Below are 15432 nucleotides of genomic sequence, written 5' to 3'. Positions count from 1 at the left end.
TGTTGGCGGTATTTGCGCTGTGTCTTCTGTTTGCCGTCCTTGCATACGGCGCTTTGCAAACCGGGTGGGGCAAGGCGCGTTTTGCCGCCATGACCGAAGCAGCGCTGAGCGATGAGAGTACCACCTATCATATCACGGGGTTGGACGGCCATCTGCCTCATGCCATCCGCATTCAAAAGATCGAAGCGGAAGATGAGGCCGGTGTTTGGCTGAGCGCGGAAAGGGTTGCGCTCGACTGGAACCCGCTGGCGCTTCTTGCCGGAGATATCTCCATCGAGAGGCTGCATGCCGGGCGGGTGGATTTGCCGCGCCTGCCGGACGTGCCGGAAGAGACGGCAAGCGAGGAAGGTTTCTCCCTGCCGCTCCCTCTTCTTGCCCGGCTTTCTTTAAAAGAAGCGGAAGTCGAAAAGCTCGGTCTTGGCCCAAACGTGATCGGGGAAGCCGCGATCTTGCGCCTTACCGCGCAAACCCGCCCGGAGGAGGGCGCGCTGCGCACGTCCCTTGAAGTGGAGCGGCTCGACGGCAAAGCCGATACGTTTACCTGGCAATCGCTTTACCGGCTGAGCGACGCCTATCTCGAGATTGCTTTTCGCATCGAGGAGCCGGAGGGCGGGCTGGTTGCAGGCGCGCTCGGCCTTGGAGAAGGCGCCGCGTTTTCCGCCGCGCTAAAAGGCAAGGGGCCGCTCTCGAATTGGAATGGCGGGCTCGATCTGCGCGCCGAAGGGCTTTTCAATTTGGGTGCAGACCTAAGACTGCGGGAAGATGAAGGCCCGCGCTTTGCGTTGGAAGGGAAGCTTTCCGCCCCGGCCCTGCGTGAAGGCGACCTTACGGCCCTTTTCGGTACGGAGCCCGGGTTTTATCTGGCGGGCGATTGGTCGCAGCGCGGCACGCTGACGCTTGGCACGTTGAGAGTGAAGGGCAAGGAACTGAACGCCCGCTTCGACGGCGAAGCGGACCTGACGGGCGGCGCGCTTGAGGGCCGGATCGAAGCGGGCATCGCGGACAAAGAAGCAGCAAGCGCCTTACTGCCCAGCGCAGAGGCAGCGCGTATCGAGTTTGCAGGGGATGTTTCCGGCGAGCTGTCTTTCCCGGCCTTGAGCGGCACGATCAGGCTCGATGATTTCCGCAGCGGCGCCTTCCGCGCGGCGCGCATCGAAACGCAGCTCGATCTTGACGAGCAGGGCCTGCTTTCCACGGGCGCCTCGCACCGTTTCTCGCTTGCCGGCAAGGCGGAAGACGTGCGTATGCAAAATGAAGATGCGCCCGATATTGCCGGTCAGCTCTGGCGCCTTGCCGCGGAAGGCACATTCGACCGGGAAAAGACGGAAGTCGACGCGCAGGACATTTCCTTTGAAGCGCCGTTCGTGCAGTTCACCGGCTCTGCGGGTTACGCTCTGCAGGAAGAAGAGGGCCGCGCTGATCTTGAGTTTGAAAGCGGTGATCTTTCCCCTCTTGCCGCACTGGCCGGTACCGGTCTTTCCGGGCGCGGGGAGGGAAGGATCGCGGCGCGCTTTGAAGAGGGCGGGGAGGTGCTCGAAGCGGAGCTCGATGCCGGGTTTGAGCAGCTCGCGCTGGGTGCGGAAATTCCGGACCTCCTTTTGTCCGGCAAGGCGGATATCAATGCCGCGCTTTCCCGCGGGCCTGGGCGCTTCTCGCTCAGCAAGCTCACACTCACCACACCGCATCTCACCTTCGATGCCTCTGCCGATATGCCGGAAGGCGGCGCGGCGGCGGGCAATTATGTGCTCACGCTTCCCGAGGCGGATGTTCTTTCCGGGGCGCTCGGCGTGAAGCTTTCCGGCCCCTTGCAGGTGGAAGGCGCGCTGGCTGGCTCCTTCGAGGCGCCCCGTCTCAGTGGCACGGCGCAGCTTCCGTCTTTGGACGCGGATGGGTTTTCAGTGCAAGAGGGGGAAATCCGCTTTACCGCCCGCGAGATTTTACGTGCGCCGGAGGGCAAGGTCGAGCTGAGTGGCGGCACGTCGCTCGGGCCACTTGTCGGCGATTTTCTTTACGTGCTGGAAGGTGAAAGGCTCGCGCTAAGCGATCTCTCATTTACCTCAGGGGAAAGTCGTCTTTCCGGCGCCGCTACCGTGCCGCTGGGCGGGGCGCCCGCCAAAGGGAATTTCACGGTGGATATACCGGCGCTTTCGCCCTGGTTGTCGCTGGCCGGATTTGGCGGCAGCGGCGCGCTTGACGCCGAGATTGCTCTTTCCGGCCCGCAAGACGGAAAAAGCGGGCAGAACGCGCGCCTTAAAGGGCAGATGAGCGACTTCGCTCTTACGGATACGAACGATGTGCTGTTTGAGGCCGCGCGGGCCGATCTTGAAATAAGCGCCTGGGACCTGATGGAAACGCCGCGCTTTACCGGCAAAGTCGCGGCGAAGGGGCTCGATGCGGGTAGCGTGCGGCTGGAGACATTGACCTTCACCGCCGATGGGGGCTTCGATGCCTTTACCTTCGGCAGCAGCGCCAAAGGCCGCTTCCGCGGGCCGCTTGCGATGGAAATAAACGGCAAGCTTACGCTGCAAGGCAATGACACGGTGCTGGAACTTGAAAACCTTACCGGTCGATTTGCCGGCAGGAAGCTGGCGCTTCATGCGCCTGCCCGCCTTGTCAGCGCGCCGGGTGCGCTTCGCGTTGAAGGGCTCGATATGAGCTATGGGGCGGGGCAGTTAAAGGGTGGCCTGAGGCTCGGTCCCCGCCTGGATGGCACACTTAGCCTTAGCGCGCTTCCCATGGGCGCGCTTGATCCCTTCTGGGCGACGGGCGATTTGAACGGCACGATGTCGGGCACCTTGTCGCTTTCGGGCACGCGCGCGCGGCCCTCGGGCAGTGTGCAATTGCGGCTTGATGATCTTGCCCGCGCGCAGGAAGAGGAAATGCCGCGCTCCACGATCGAACTTCTTTCCGATTGGGAAGAGGGGCGGCTCGGTACGCAGCTGCGCTTTGCTCAAGGCGAGGAGGCGCTTTCGCCTGCCGGACGTATCAGCTTGCCGCTGCGCATGCCGGCAAAAGGCTGGCTGCCGGAGGTACCGGGCAATGGACGGCTCGATGCATCTTTGAACTGGCAGGGGGAAGTCGGCACCTTGTGGGCGCTTGCGCCGCTCGATGCGCACCGTCTGAAAGGGCAAACGCGGCTCAGCGCACAGGCAAGCGGCACGCTGGACCGGCCGGAAGTTACCGGCAGCCTTCGTATCGAAGAGGGGGCCTATGAAAATCTCGATACCGGTACGCTCATCACATCGCTCGTTTTGGAGGCGACGCTTGAAGAAAGCCGTATCGAGGTGACGCAGCTTTCCGGCGCCGATGGAGAGAAGGGAAATTTCTCCGCGCGCGGTATGGCAGAGATCGCACCGGAAAGCGGCTTTCCCTTTGAGCTTGATATGTCGTTCTCGCAATTTGCCGCCATGCGCCGCGATGACATTACCGCGCGGGCCTCCGGTGAGCTGGAAATCGAAGGGGATGCGGCGGCGGCGACGATTGCCGGTAAAGTCCGCACGGACGGCGTCTTGGTGCGCATCCCGGAAGAGTTTCCGCCGGAAGTTGCGGTGCTGAATGTAAAGGAAGTGCGCGGGGCGGAGGGCAAAACCGAAGGCGATGAAGGGGAGGCTTTCGATCTTTCCCTCGATATTGCGGTGACGATGCCGAAACGCGTTTTCGTGCGCGGGCGCGGGCTTGATTCAGAATGGGAGGGCGCGCTTGAGGTCAAAGGTTCAGGCGAAGAGCCGCGCCTGACCGGTGAGCTGCGCCTCGTGCGCGGGTTCTTAAGCGTGCTGACGAAAGAATTCACGCTGAAAAGCGGGAAGATCGATTTTCAGGGCAACCAGCCCATCGCCCCGCGCATCGATGTGGTGGCCGAACATCAAAGCGACGGCCTGACCGTGACGGCGCGCGCGCAAGGCCCGACCTCGCGGCCTTCAATCACTCTCAGTTCCGTTCCGTCTCTGCCCGAAGAAGAGATCGTCTCGCGCGTTCTTTTCGGCAAAAGCCGGGCGAGCCTTTCGGCATTGGAAGCCGCGCAGCTTGCTCTTGCGGTGGGCGAGCTTACAGGCGCAACGGGCGGCGGGCCGGGCGTTCTCGATTTTGCGCGCGGTGCCTTGGGCGTCGACGTCTTGCGGGTTGAATCGGGCGGCGCAGCGGAGAAAGGCGCGGCAGTGGAAGCCGGGTCCTATGTCAGCGAGGACGTTTATATCGGGCTGAAAAAAGGCCTGACGGACAATACTGGCGCGGTCTCCGTGGAAGTGGAAGTCACCCCCAATATTTCCCTGCGCAGTGAAACCGGCGTGACGGGCGAGAACGATGTCGGCGTCGAGTTCAATTGGGACTATTGAGCAGGCGCGTTTTCTTTCCTGCGGTAATGGTAGCCGTAAAGCGTCTTGGAAAAGCCGAGCCGTGCATAAAGCGCCAGCGCCGGATCGTTGCCTGCTACGACCTGCAAGCAGGCCGCTTCGGCGCCCATTTTCTTGCCCCAGCCGAGCAGGGCGCCGACCACAGCACGCCCATAGCCTTTGTTCCGGCAGGTAGCATCCGTGACTACCGATTCCAGCACGAGAAGGCCCTGCTGGATGGTTCCATAGGCCTGCGCGCAGGGCACGCTCTCTACCTCCAGCGCGGCAAAGCAGACCGGGCCGCGGATCAGTGTAAGCATCCTGTTATAGAAGGGTTGGTCTTCCGGCAGTGTGCCGCTCAAGGTGTGACGGGAGGCAATCCAGTCTTGCGACGGCGCCGGTGACAGGCTGACTTTATGGCAGGGCGTATCTGGCGGGACGGTGATCTCTTCAGCCAGAAGCGTGAGCGACCAGCCTTCTTCACCGCCATACCCTGCTTTATCGAGTTCCTTTCCGATATCGGGACCGATCTTAGGTAGGCGGAAGATCGGCCGCTGCCCGCGCGCGGTGTAAAAAGCGTCTGCTGCGTCGATCAGCGCGCCGCATTCGTGTGCCGCGCTGCGGGTAGGGTTCAAGGAGTTGGGGCGTCTTGTCGGGCCGCCCGAATGGCGCAGGAGCCAGCCTAGCTGCGCTGCTTCCGTTTCCGCCGGCCAGGCATCGAGACAGGCGCGTTCGGCGCGCCACAGAAGATCATTATCTTTCATCGAAGGATGCTAAGGGAGGCGGCGCTTTTCAGGCAATCAAAAAGGGCAGGGCACGGTGAAGGTGACGAGCTCGCCGTCTTTCGGATGATGCAGCGTCAGGCTTTCGGCATGAAGCTGCAGGCGCGGTGCGGCATGAAAGGCGTCATCGGGTGCATAAAGCGGATCGCCGATAATCGGGTGGCCGAGCGCGAGCATGTGAACGCGCAGCTGGTGTGAGCGCCCGGTGATAGGGGTGAGGCGCATGCGCGTTGCCACCGCTTCACGGTCCATGACTTGCCAGTCGGTTTGCGAGGGCCGGCCCGTTTCATGATCGACAATGTGCTTGGGCCGGTTCGGCCAGTCGATGGTGAGCGGCAAATCGACCCGGCCTTCGTCTTTTTCGACCTGCCCCCAAACGCGGGCGATGTAGGTTTTCTGCGTTTTGCGCCGCTCGAACTGCAGGCCGAGATGGCGGTGCGCTTTGCGGTGCAGCGCCATGACGATGACACCGGACGTGTCGAGGTCGAGCCGGTGAACGACCGTGGCGCTTGGGAATTGTTCCTGTGCCCGGCTTGCGAGGCAGTCGCGGTGCTCGAGCGGGCGCCCCGGCACGCTTAAGAGTCCCGACGGTTTGTCGAGTACGAGAATATCTTCGTCCTTATGCAGCACCGTTAGATAGGGCTCTACGGGCGGGGCATAGATGAAGGGGCGCTCGCTGCTAGTCGTCAAAACGGATCTTCCCGCTTCTGGCGCGTTTGATTTGCGCGCGTTTGGTTTTTTCCTCGAGCCGTTTTTTCTTCTGGTTGCGGCTGATCCGGGTTGGGATGCGCGGTTTCGGCTTTATAGCCGCGCGGGCGATCAGTTCTTTCAAGCGTTCGATTGCGTCCTCGCGGTTCGCTTCCTGGGTGCGAAAGCGGTTGGCGGTGATCACGATCACGCCTTCTTTCGTCATGCGCGAGCCGGCGATAGAGGAAAGGCGGCTTTTAACCTCGTAAGGCAGAGCGCGGGAGGCGCGCGCATCGAAGCGCAATTGCACGGCGCTTGCGACCTTGTTGACGTTCTGCCCGCCGGGCCCGGAGGCGCGGATGAAGCTCAGGCTGATCTCTTCTTCCGGCAGTGAGATATGCGGGGTAACGGGTATCATGGCGGCACTATAGGTATTTCGCCGGCTTTTAGTAGTGGGGTGGGCGCTGATGCGCCGGCCCTTGCGTCTTTTCCAGCGCCTCTTCGGCCAGCGATAAACGTTCGATCAACTGTTTGACCTGCCGGGTCAGCCGGTCGATCTGCTGCCATTGTTCGGTCACGACGTCATTGAGGCCCGTCACGGTTTCATTCTGATGCGCGAGGTGGCTTTCAAGATCTGCCAGCCGCGCTTCCAGGTCTGCCATTTCACTCATCGCTTTGCCCTCATCGCTTCGCCCCCAACGCTTTGCTGTGCCGTTCACACATATTGGCCTGCCGCATGGCCGGAGGACCAGGCCCATTGAAAATTGAAACCGCCGAGATGCCCCGTCACATCCACCACTTCGCCGATGAAATAAAGCCCTGGTACCTCGCGCGCTTCCATGGTGCGGGAGGAAAGACCGTCCGTATCGACCCCGCCCAGCGTCACCTCCGCCGTCCGGTAGCCCTCGGTACCGTTCGGCAGGATACGCCAATCGGTCAGACTTTGCGCGGCGCGGGCAAGATATTTGTCGGACAGATCGGCAAGCCGGCCGTCGAGCCCGTGAAGCTCGCAAAGTTTTTCGGCAAGGCGTTTGGGAAGGATCTGGGAAAGGGCGGTGCGCAGTTCCTGTTTCGGCTGGGCCTGGCGCGCGTCTTTAAGTTCCGCCAAAAGGTCACGGCCCGGCACCAGGTTGACGGCAATTTCTTCACCTTCGCGCCAATAAGAAGAAATTTGCAGGATGGCCGGGCCGCTGAGGCCCCGGTGCGTGAAAAGGAGCGCCTCTTCAAAGCGTGTCTTGCCGCAGCTCACCGCCGCATCCTGCGCGACACCGGCAAGCTCTTTCAAACGGGAAAGGAGCTCCGGCTTGAAGGTCAGCGGCACAAGGCCTGCGCGGGTCGGCACGATGTTAAGACCGAACTGCTTGGCGATTTCATAGCCAAAACCAGTGGCGCCCATTTTGGGAATGGACTTGCCGCCGCTTGCAATAACAAGCGAGGCGCAGCTCAATCCCGTCTCGCCGAAAGAGAGGCGAAAGCCCTCGGCACTTTTCTCGATGCCCGTCACTTCCTCGCCGAGCCAGAGTTCCGCGCCAGCCTCTTTGGCTTCGCCGATCAGCATGTCGATGATCTGCTGCGAGGAGCCGTCACAGAAAAGCTGGCCTAAGGTTTTCTCATGATAGGCGATGCCATGGGTTTCCACCTTGGCGATGAAGTCCTGCTGGGTGTAGCGCTTCAGCGCGGAGATGCAGAAATGCGGGTTCCGGGAGAGGAAGTTTTTGGGGCCCGCATGCAGGTTCGTGAAGTTGCAGCGCCCGCCGCCCGAAATGCGGATTTTCTCCGCCGGTTTTTTCGCGTGATCGAGCAGCAGCACGCGCCGGCCCCGGCGTCCCGCCTCGATGGCGCACATCAGGCCCGCGCCGCCTGCGCCAATAATGATCACGTCGAAATGCTGCAAAACTTGTCCTGCGCCGTCTGAGACTGCCCGGAAAGGGGATTAGCTATCCCGGCGCGCCTTTTTCTGCAAGGCATCGAGCGCTTTGTCGATGGCGGATTTGGCATTGGCAGTCATGCCGCCTTTTTCATATTGGCGTTTGACCAGCTCTTCCATCTGATCGACGAGATCATCGGCGCTGCGGGTGCCTTCCGCAGGTTTCTCAGGGTTTGCCGCACCGAAAAGGTTGATCCAGTGCTCGCTGCGCCGGCCCATCTCCAGAAGCTCGTAGAAGTTCTGGCTGCGCGGGCCGGACAGAAGGTCGATGGCCGCCGCGATAAAGGAAAGGGGGCTGAGGAGAAGGTCCCGCAACCCGTCCAGGATCAGCTTGCCTTGAAAAACGAAAAGATCGCGCAGCAATATCCAGCGCGCATCTGCGGCGGTCTCGGGCAGATGTTCGGACGTTTCCGGGCGGTCATCTGAGGAAGGGTCGCTCATGTCACTCGCCTTGGCCGGGTAGGCGCTGAGTTTGGCAAGCGCATCACTGAAAGCCCCTGCCGGTTCTATTCGTCCGCCGACTTGCGCACGAAGGTGACGGCGTAGAAGGCTTCGCCCTCGAACAGGGATTTGGGCTCGCCCATGCCTTCGATCATCATGAACTTGCGCGGCACGATCTGGCCTTCCATCCGGTAGCCTTTCGCGCTCATGTTCCGGCGGTGAAACTCCATCGCAGCAGGCGTGAAGTCTTTCGCCAACACCGTGATGCGCTCGGGGTTTTCCTTGTTATCGTCGGACATGGGGCTGGTCTCGCTCCTGCATGGGCGGTTGGGACGGCAAGCCCGGCCGGCGGGCCGACTCATGGGCTTTTCTGGCCGCAGTATGGGCTTTGAGGGGGGAGTTTGTCGAGTGGGCGGGCAAAAAAAGGGCGGCCCCGCAAGGCCGCCCCGATCCCGTGTTTCCGCCCTAAAAGGCTCAGTAATCGTCGAGCTCGGCGTAGCGGTTGCGGTGGAAATTGGCATCCCCCAAGGTTGCCGCTGCGACACGCGCCCGTTTCATGAAAAGGCCGACGTCATATTCGTCCGTCATGCCGATGCCGCCATGCATCTGCAGGCCTTCATTGGTGATGAGGCGCGAGGCTTCGGCAAGGCGGGCCTTGGCAAGGCTGGCAAGCTTCGGCACGTCGTTGCGCCGTTCCTCGACGGCGCTCAAGGCTTCGAGCACCACGGAGCGGCACAGTTCCACTTCGCAAAAGAGCTCGGCGGCGCGGTGCTGCAGCGCCTGGAAGGAGCCGATGACCTTGCCGAACTGTTTGCGCTCTTTCAGGTATTCCACGGTGGTGTCGAAGACCTGCTGAATGAGGCCCAGCGTTTCGGCGGCAATGCCGATCCGGCCGATATCGAGCGCCGGTTCCAGCACGTCCCAGCCGCCATCGACGGAGCCGAGTACATTGGCGGCGGGCACGCTCACGCCGTCGAACTCCACAATGGCCGCATTGCGGTGATCGGCCATGTGGGTGCGGGTGATTTTCAGCCCGTCCGTGTTTTTCGTATCCACGAGGAAAAGCGTGATGCCGCTTGTGTCCTTCGGCCCGCCGGAGGTGCGCGCGGCGACGATCATCACGTCGGCGACATGGCCGTCCAGCACGAAGACTTTCTTGCCGGTGATCTTGAAATTATCGCCCGCCGCTTCCGCTTTCGTGGCAATGGCGCAGGGGTTGTGATGGGCGCCTTCTTCCAGCGCCAGCGCCATGACGATTTCGCCCGAGGCGATCAGCGGCAGATATTTTTGCCGCTGAGCCGACGTGCCGCCGTGCTGAATGGCGGAACCCGCCAAAAGCACGGTGGAGATCAGCGGCGTTGCCGCCAGCGTGCGCCCGGCCTGTTCCAGCACGAGGCCGAGGCCGACGGGGCCGAAATCCGTACCGCCATATTGTTCGGGCACCATGATGCCGGCAAAGCCGAGATTGGCGATCTCGCGCCACACGGCGGTGTCGTAGCCGTTCTCGTCCTTGCTGTCGCGCAATTTGCGGAAATTGGCGACGGGAACTTTTTCCTGAAAAAACTGTTCTGCGGTTTCCTTGAGGAGGGCCTGCTCCTCGTTCAATACCAACGCCATGTCCTGTCTCTTTCGTTTCTTGATGTTGCTTGAAGGGCAGGGCCGGTTATTCCGGCAGTTCCAGAACCCGCTTGGCGATCACATTGAGCTGCACTTCGGACGTGCCGCCTTCAATGGAATTGCCTTTCGAGCGCAGCCAGGCGCGGGTGGTTGTCAGCTCGTCGTCGCTGAAGCCTTCGCCTTCCCAGCCAAGGCCCTGAATGCCCATCACCTCAAGCAGCAGCTCGTAGCGGCGCTTGTTCAGTTCCGTGCCGTAATATTTGAACATGGAAGAGGCCGCGCCCGGGCCTTGGCCTGCTTTGGCTTCTTCGGCGGAGCGGCGCATGGTCAGCGCGAAAGCCTGGCTGTCCATTTTCTGGCGCACGATCTTGTCGCGCACGGACGGGTCGGCAATGCGCCCGTTCTCTTCGCCGATATAGTCTTTGGCGGCCTGTTCGATGCCGGGGCCTGCGCCCCCGCCGCCGCCAAGGCCCATGCCCGAAATCATGGCGCGTTCGTGCTGCAGCAGGCGCTTGGCGATGGTCCAACCCTTGTTGAGTTCGCCCACCAGGTTCTTCTTCGGCGCTTTGGCATCCGTCAGGAAGGTTTCGCAGAAGGGCGAGGCGCCGGAAATCATGGAGATGGGCCGCGCTTCCACGCCTGGCTGGTCCATATCGATCAGCAGGAAGGAAATGCCTTCATGTTTCTTGGAGGTGTCGGTGCGCACCAGGCAGAAAATCCAGTCGGCCTTGTCTGCATAAGACGTCCAGATCTTCTGGCCGTTGACGAGGTAATGGTCGCCCTTGTCTTCGCATTTGGTCTGAAGACCGGCAAGGTCCGAGCCCGCGCCCGGTTCCGAATAGCCCTGGCACCAGCGGATTTCACCGCGCACGATCGGGGGAATGTGCTCTTTCTTCTGCTCTTCATTGGCAAATTCCAGAAGTGCCGGGCCAAGCATCCAGAGGCCGAAGCTCATCAGCGGGGTGCGCGCATGAATGCGACGTAGTTCCTGCTGGAGCACCATGTTTTCTTCTTTAGAGAGGCCGCCGCCGCCATATTCCTTCGGCCAGGTCGGCGCGGTCCAGCCGCGCTCGGCCATGCGCTCCATCCAGACTTTCGAATCCGGGTTTTTCCAGACCGCGTTGCGCCCACCCCAGGGCTCTTCGCCGTCTTTCATCGGGGTGCGCATGGAGGCAGGGCAGTTGGCCTCCAGCCATTCGCGGGTCTCGGCGCGGAATTTTTCGAGCGCGTCCATTCGTTTACTCCCTCATGAATTGTGATGGCGGGAGCATAGCAGTGAGCGGCCTGCTTACAAGTCGTAAAATTGATGTACTAGTTGCTGGGGCCGGGCGCGATTAGGCTTGGGTTTTCTGCATCTTGTTAGGAGCCGGGCGAGAATTCCAAACAGGTAAAGAGCCGGGTGACGACCTCTCCATCCTCGCTCCAGGGCATGACGAGAGATTCGAAACGGACATTGTCCATACCCTGCCAGGCTTCGAACGTGCCATGGCCGCGGATGGGCCGGCGCCAGCAGCGCACCAGGCGGTTGATGGCGTTGTACTGATCGACGAAGAGCGGCGGCATGCATTCGCTTACGAGCTGACCGGTATTGTCCACGCCCACCAGCTCCACGAGCTCCTTGCCCATATAGACGCAGCGGTAATCGTCCCGGCCTTCGCGGGTGCTTTCGGCCTGCAACTCCACCATGAAGGCGTTTTCCACGGCTTCGGCGAGATCGGGCAGGAAAAGGTCGCCGTGGCGGGGGCAGAGCCCGTCTTCGGCCATGCGCTGCCAGTGCTCCAGTGCCCGGGTTAGTCTGGGGGAGGTTAAAACCGGATCGAGTTCCCAGGTGTTGAGGGGAATGGCCTTTACCCATTCCTCGGCTTTAGCGCGGCCGATCGGCGCGCCCGTGCGGCGGGCATGCTCGATCAATGCAGTACGGCCTGTGCCCAAATTTGCCGTCACGATACGTCCCCATCCCAGTCTTATATGTATATTGAAACGATAATATCTTTATTGAAAGTGAATAAAAAAGAAAAACGGCACATTTTTCAATGTGCCGCTTCCGAAAATCTTTAAGTAATGGCGTAAATTAAAAGAATAACTCAGGCTATGCCAAGTTCTTCTTTGGCGAAAGCTGTAACGCCCTTGTAGTCCGCTTTGCCGTTGGGCGCGCGGAAGGGAACGGTGCCGATCAGGATGCGTTTGGGCGTTTTATAGCCGGCAAGCTGGCCGCGCACATGGGCGCGCAGTGTGTCCTCGCAGAAGTCGGCGCCATTGGAGACTTTGACGATGCCGGTGACGGCCTGGCCCCATTTTTCGTCCGGCACGCCGATGACCAGCGCGTCTTCGACGCTCGGATGAGTTTTAAGCGCTTCCTCGATTTCCTCCGGATAGACTTTCTCGCCGGCCGTGTTGATGCAGACGGAGCCGCGCCCGAGCAGGGTGAGCGAGCCGTCTTCCTCCACGGTGCACCAGTCGCCGGGGATCGAGTAGCGCACGCCGCCCACGGTGCGGAAGGTCTTGGCGGTTTTTTCCTCGTCCTTGTAATAGCCGACGGGAATATTGCCGGGGATGGCGATAAAGCCCGGTTTGCCGGAGCCCGGCACGACTTCGTTGTCTTCTTCGTCGAAGACTTTGCAGGTGTCACCGATCTGGAATTTCGCTGTTTGAATCTCGCCGTCCGCGGTCATCAGCGAGGAGCCGAAGCCGAGCCCTTCGGAAGAGCCGAAACTGTCCGTCATGATGGCCTGGGGCATGTGCTTGAGCAGGCCCTTCTTCACATCCGTGCTCCACATCACGCCGGAGGAAATGAGCGTGACGATGCTGGAAAGATCGTATTTGCCCGGATGTTCTTCCAGCTCGCGCAGGAGCGGCTTGGCGAAGGCATCGCCCACGATGGCGATCGTGTCGATCTGATGCCGGTCCACGGTCTGCCAGATTTCTTCGGCATCCATGGAAGCCGCTTTCAGCGTAACGATGCAGCCGCCATTCATCATATGGCCCATGGCAGTGAGAAGTCCCGTGCCGTGCATGAGCGGGCAGGCGGGGATGATGCGCCCGCCGGGCCCTGCTTCTTTGATTGCCTCAAGCAGTGCGGGCATGGTTTCAGGCACCGGGCCGAGACGGCGGAGCGCGGCAAGCTGTGCCTCGCGCAGCGCCGTATGCGTCCACATCACGCCTTTGGGCATGCCCGTCGTGCCACCCGTATAGATGAAGAGCATGTCATCGCCGCTGCGCTCGATGCCGAGCGGGCTGCCATCGCCTTCCTTCACCAGGGTCTCGTAATTGACGGCGAAATCGGCAACCGTTCCGTCATCGGAGATTTCCACGAAGGTTCCGACCTTGGTCAGCTTGTCTTTGATTTGGGCAATCGTGTCACGGAACTCGGAGCCATAGATGACGGTCTGCGCATCGGAATTGTCGAAGATGTAAAAGACTTCGTCTGCCTTATAACGGTAATTGACGTTCACATGGGTCAGCCGGCCTTTAAAGGCAGCGGCGAGCGTTTCCATATATTCCGGGCGGTTGCGCATATAGAAGGCGATCTTGTCGCCGGGCTTGGCGCCGCGCGCATGCAGGGCGCGGGCAAGATTGTTCGAGCGCGCCGTCATGTCTTTCCAGTTTATGATGCGCTCGCCGTGAATAAGCGCGGGCGCATCGCCCGGCAGAACGGTTGCGATCTGATCGAGAATATCGCCGTAATTCCAACCCACGATGTCTTCCTCCCTCAAGTGATCTCATTGATGAGTTCTTATGGGAGGCATCATACCTTTTTGGCGTCCGCCGTCATCTCTCACGCGTGTCTACCCTAGAAGGGGAGAAGACGCGGCGAAAATCACTGACAGTTGTGTCAATTGCTTGCCGGGTCAGCCGGCCTGTCAGACAGCCTGCCGGGCAAGGCGGCGCCAGCGCAGCTTCATCCAGGCCGCAAGGCGCAAGAGGGCGATGGAAAGGACAAGCCCCGTCAGGCTTAGGAAAAGCCATTCCGGCTCGCGCCCTTCGCCGACCCGGCCGGCATAGGAATTCAGGAAGATCGCCCAGAGATACCAGCTGCCCGTGAGGTGCAGCCTGCGCCAGTTCGCACCCAGCGCCCGCTGCGCCCGGTCATTGGAAGTAAGCGCCAGGGCGGCGATAAAGGCATAGCCGATGCCCCCGCCGATGACCGCAACGAGTGCCGGTTCTTCCGGGCTGACGAGGAAGAAGGCGGTGAGCGCGCCCAGATGGATGAAATGGGAAAGCGCAAAGGCAAGGCCCATATAGCGCCGGTTGGCGAGGAGCCAGCGCGTCATTGCGCTCCGCCAGAGCTTGAAGAGGGCTGAAGCGGCAAAGGTCAAAAAGAAGAGCAGCACGGAAAGGCGCGCCGTCAGGCGGGTGATTTCGAGCAATCCGGCTTCGCTCCGGCCCGCAGGCACGATGTAGAGCCACAGCCAGAGCGCATTCAGCCCCAGCACCAGCGCAAAGAGCCACCAGGGGATCTGACGGGAAGGTGAAGCGGCCATTGGTTGCTCCTTTTCATACAGGCTGTATGATTAAATAAGCCGGATTTATAAATTATACAAGCTGTATGAAATGAGTTTTGAAACGACGCCCCCCGTCAAAGCCCCGGAAGAGGCAAAATCAAGGGCAAAACGGCCCTCGAAAAACCGCGTCAAACTGCTGGAAGTGGCCCGCAGGCTCTTCGGCGAGAAGGGCTATGCGGAAACCGGGACCGAGGAAATCGTCGCGGCCGCCGGGATTACCCGCGGCGCGCTTTATTATCAGTTCGCCGATAAGGAGGATCTTTTCCGGGCGGTCTTCGAGGAAATGCTGACCGAATGCGGACAGGAAATCTTTGAAAAGACGATGCAGGGCATCGAACATGACCGCGAGGATCTGCATGTGGGCACGCAGGTCATGCTCGATATTTTCTCTCGGCCCGAGGTGAAGCGCATTTTGCTGCTCGACGGGCCGGTGGTGATGGGCTGGGCGGATTGGCGCGAGGTGCAGCGGCCCTTCCATCTGGCGCTGATCGGCCACGCGCTCGAGCATCTGGTGGATGAAGGCTTGATCCCGGATCAGCCGCTCGAGCCTTTGGCGGATGTGATTTCAGGCGCGGCGATGCAGGCGGCGCTTGCCATTGCCAATGCGCAGGACCCGGCGGCGGCGCGCAAGATTTACGGCGAAAGCCTGGCGCAGCTTTTGCGACGTCTGGCCGGGCCGTCCAATATGTGAGCGAAGGAGGGGGCGATGAACATGCGCGCAACACCGCCATTCAAAGACAAAGGCGTCGAGGCGGCATTCGGCGCGTTCCCCGCAAAGCTGCGCCGTCCGCTTTTGAAACTGCGCGCGCTGGTTTTTGAAACGGCGGCGGCGACCGAAGGCGTGGGGCCGCTTGAGGAATGTTTGAAATGGGGCCAGCCTTCTTACCTCACCTCTAAAACGAAAAGCGGCAGCACGATCCGCCTCGGCGTCTCGAAGGACGGGCAAACCTGGGCGCTTTACGTTCATTGTCAGACGCGCCTCGCCGAGATGTTCCGCACGCATTACCCGGATGTTTTTACCTTCGAGGGAAATCGCGCGCTGCATTTCAAACCGGATGAAGCTTTGCCGGAAGACGAGCTGCGCCATTGCATTCAACTGGCGCTCACATATAAAAAGCGGCCCCGGAAATAAGTAACAAAGAGGCGCG

At 60.9% G+C, this 15432-nt stretch carries 15 protein-coding genes; 3 read left to right on the top strand and 12 right to left on the bottom strand.

From position 1 onward, the window contains the following. Window positions 1-89: 89 nt before the first annotated feature. Window positions 90-4331 (top strand): translocation/assembly module TamB domain-containing protein, encoded by a 4242-nt coding sequence (locus ACOQOT_RS11445; RefSeq protein ID WP_420559396.1) that lies wholly within the window; start codon window positions 90-92, stop codon window positions 4329-4331. Here ACOQOT_RS11445 and ACOQOT_RS11440 read toward each other — a convergent pair. From ACOQOT_RS11440 to ACOQOT_RS11385, 12 genes are all read right to left on the bottom strand, one after another. Further along, a complete protein-coding gene (locus ACOQOT_RS11440) occupies window positions 4325-5092 on the bottom strand; it encodes a GNAT family N-acetyltransferase (RefSeq protein WP_420559395.1) in 768 nt (255 codons plus the stop codon). The two genes, ACOQOT_RS11445 and ACOQOT_RS11440, sit on opposite strands and share 7 nt — an antisense overlap. A gap of 36 nt (window positions 5093-5128) precedes the next feature. Further along, complete coding sequence (locus ACOQOT_RS11435; protein ID WP_420559394.1) at window positions 5129-5800, bottom strand: RluA family pseudouridine synthase; 672 nt, start codon at window positions 5798-5800, stop codon at window positions 5129-5131. Beyond that, the gene (gene arfB, locus ACOQOT_RS11430) at window positions 5790-6215 is read right to left on the bottom strand and encodes an alternative ribosome rescue aminoacyl-tRNA hydrolase ArfB (RefSeq protein WP_420559393.1); all 426 of its coding nucleotides are present in this window, start codon (window positions 6213-6215) and stop codon (window positions 5790-5792) included. Before arfB ends, ACOQOT_RS11435 begins: the two co-directional genes overlap by 11 nt. Window positions 6216-6243: 28 nt before the next feature. After that, window positions 6244-6468: a SlyX family protein gene (locus tag ACOQOT_RS11425; RefSeq protein WP_420559392.1), complete on the bottom strand. Its 225-nt coding sequence runs from the start codon at window positions 6466-6468 to the stop codon at window positions 6244-6246. Between the two features lie 44 nt (window positions 6469-6512). Continuing rightward, on the bottom strand, window positions 6513-7691 hold the full coding sequence (locus ACOQOT_RS11420; protein ID WP_420559391.1) for an NAD(P)/FAD-dependent oxidoreductase: 1179 nt from the start codon (window positions 7689-7691) through the stop codon (window positions 6513-6515). 39 nt (window positions 7692-7730) lie between these two features. Continuing rightward, window positions 7731-8165 carry a hypothetical protein gene (locus ACOQOT_RS11415; RefSeq protein ID WP_420559390.1) on the bottom strand — a complete coding sequence of 145 codons (435 nt, stop codon included), beginning with the start codon at window positions 8163-8165 and terminating at the stop codon, window positions 7731-7733. A gap of 65 nt (window positions 8166-8230) precedes the next feature. After that, window positions 8231-8464, bottom strand: a complete 234-nt coding sequence (locus ACOQOT_RS11410; RefSeq protein ID WP_420559389.1) for an AMP nucleosidase — start codon at window positions 8462-8464, stop codon at window positions 8231-8233. Window positions 8465-8639: 175 nt separating this feature from the next. Further along, window positions 8640-9782, bottom strand: coding sequence for an acyl-CoA dehydrogenase family protein (locus tag ACOQOT_RS11405; protein WP_420559388.1), 1143 nt, complete (start codon window positions 9780-9782; stop codon window positions 8640-8642). 46 nt (window positions 9783-9828) lie between these two features. Next, complete coding sequence (locus ACOQOT_RS11400) at window positions 9829-11016, bottom strand: acyl-CoA dehydrogenase family protein (protein ID WP_420559387.1); 1188 nt, start codon at window positions 11014-11016, stop codon at window positions 9829-9831. A gap of 125 nt (window positions 11017-11141) precedes the next feature. Then, window positions 11142-11726, bottom strand: a complete 585-nt coding sequence (locus tag ACOQOT_RS11395; RefSeq protein ID WP_420559386.1) for a hypothetical protein — start codon at window positions 11724-11726, stop codon at window positions 11142-11144. A gap of 140 nt (window positions 11727-11866) precedes the next feature. Further along, the gene (locus ACOQOT_RS11390) at window positions 11867-13495 is read right to left on the bottom strand and encodes an acyl-CoA synthetase (RefSeq protein ID WP_420559385.1); all 1629 of its coding nucleotides are present in this window, start codon (window positions 13493-13495) and stop codon (window positions 11867-11869) included. A gap of 147 nt (window positions 13496-13642) precedes the next feature. After that, a complete protein-coding gene (locus tag ACOQOT_RS11385) occupies window positions 13643-14263 on the bottom strand; it encodes a hypothetical protein (RefSeq protein ID WP_420559384.1) in 621 nt (206 codons plus the stop codon). A 70-nt stretch (window positions 14264-14333) separates the two neighbouring features. On the opposite strand from ACOQOT_RS11385, the gene ACOQOT_RS11380 reads away from it, so the two are divergent. Beyond that, window positions 14334-14975: a TetR/AcrR family transcriptional regulator gene (locus ACOQOT_RS11380; RefSeq protein WP_420559383.1), complete on the top strand. Its 642-nt coding sequence runs from the start codon at window positions 14334-14336 to the stop codon at window positions 14973-14975. Window positions 14976-14990: 15 nt separating this feature from the next. Continuing rightward, a complete protein-coding gene (locus ACOQOT_RS11375; protein ID WP_420559382.1) occupies window positions 14991-15416 on the top strand; it encodes a DUF1801 domain-containing protein in 426 nt (141 codons plus the stop codon). The last annotated feature ends 16 nt before the right edge of the window (window positions 15417-15432 follow it).

The sequence above is a fragment of the Tepidicaulis sp. genome, from assembly GCF_965222285.1.
In the GTDB taxonomy this organism is placed as follows: domain Bacteria; phylum Pseudomonadota; class Alphaproteobacteria; order Parvibaculales; family Parvibaculaceae; genus Tepidicaulis.
This window is presented reverse-complemented; position numbering and strand designations above follow the sequence as displayed.

Bases quoted from the DNA above. Each gene is read 5' to 3' on its own strand.
- ACOQOT_RS11415 (WP_420559390.1), bottom strand. From the start codon at position 8,165: ATGAGCGACCCTTCCTCAGATGACCGCCCGGAAACGTCCGAACATCTG.
- ACOQOT_RS11375 (WP_420559382.1), top strand. From the start codon at position 14,991: ATGAACATGCGCGCAACACCGCCATTCAAAGACAAAGGCGTCGAGGCG.
- ACOQOT_RS11410 (WP_420559389.1), bottom strand. From the start codon at position 8,464: ATGTCCGACGATAACAAGGAAAACCCCGAGCGCATCACGGTGTTGGCG.
- ACOQOT_RS11425 (WP_420559392.1), bottom strand. From the start codon at position 6,468: ATGAGTGAAATGGCAGACCTGGAAGCGCGGCTGGCAGATCTTGAAAGC.
- ACOQOT_RS11405 (WP_420559388.1), bottom strand. From the start codon at position 9,782: ATGGCGTTGGTATTGAACGAGGAGCAGGCCCTCCTCAAGGAAACCGCA.
- ACOQOT_RS11400 (WP_420559387.1), bottom strand. From the start codon at position 11,016: ATGGACGCGCTCGAAAAATTCCGCGCCGAGACCCGCGAATGGCTGGAG.
- ACOQOT_RS11440 (WP_420559395.1), bottom strand. From the start codon at position 5,092: ATGAAAGATAATGATCTTCTGTGGCGCGCCGAACGCGCCTGTCTCGAT.
- ACOQOT_RS11445 (WP_420559396.1), top strand. From the start codon at position 90: ATGACCGAAGCAGCGCTGAGCGATGAGAGTACCACCTATCATATCACG.
- ACOQOT_RS11380 (WP_420559383.1), top strand. From the start codon at position 14,334: ATGAGTTTTGAAACGACGCCCCCCGTCAAAGCCCCGGAAGAGGCAAAA.
- arfB (WP_420559393.1), bottom strand. From the start codon at position 6,215: ATGATACCCGTTACCCCGCATATCTCACTGCCGGAAGAAGAGATCAGC.
- ACOQOT_RS11385 (WP_420559384.1), bottom strand. From the start codon at position 14,263: ATGGCCGCTTCACCTTCCCGTCAGATCCCCTGGTGGCTCTTTGCGCTG.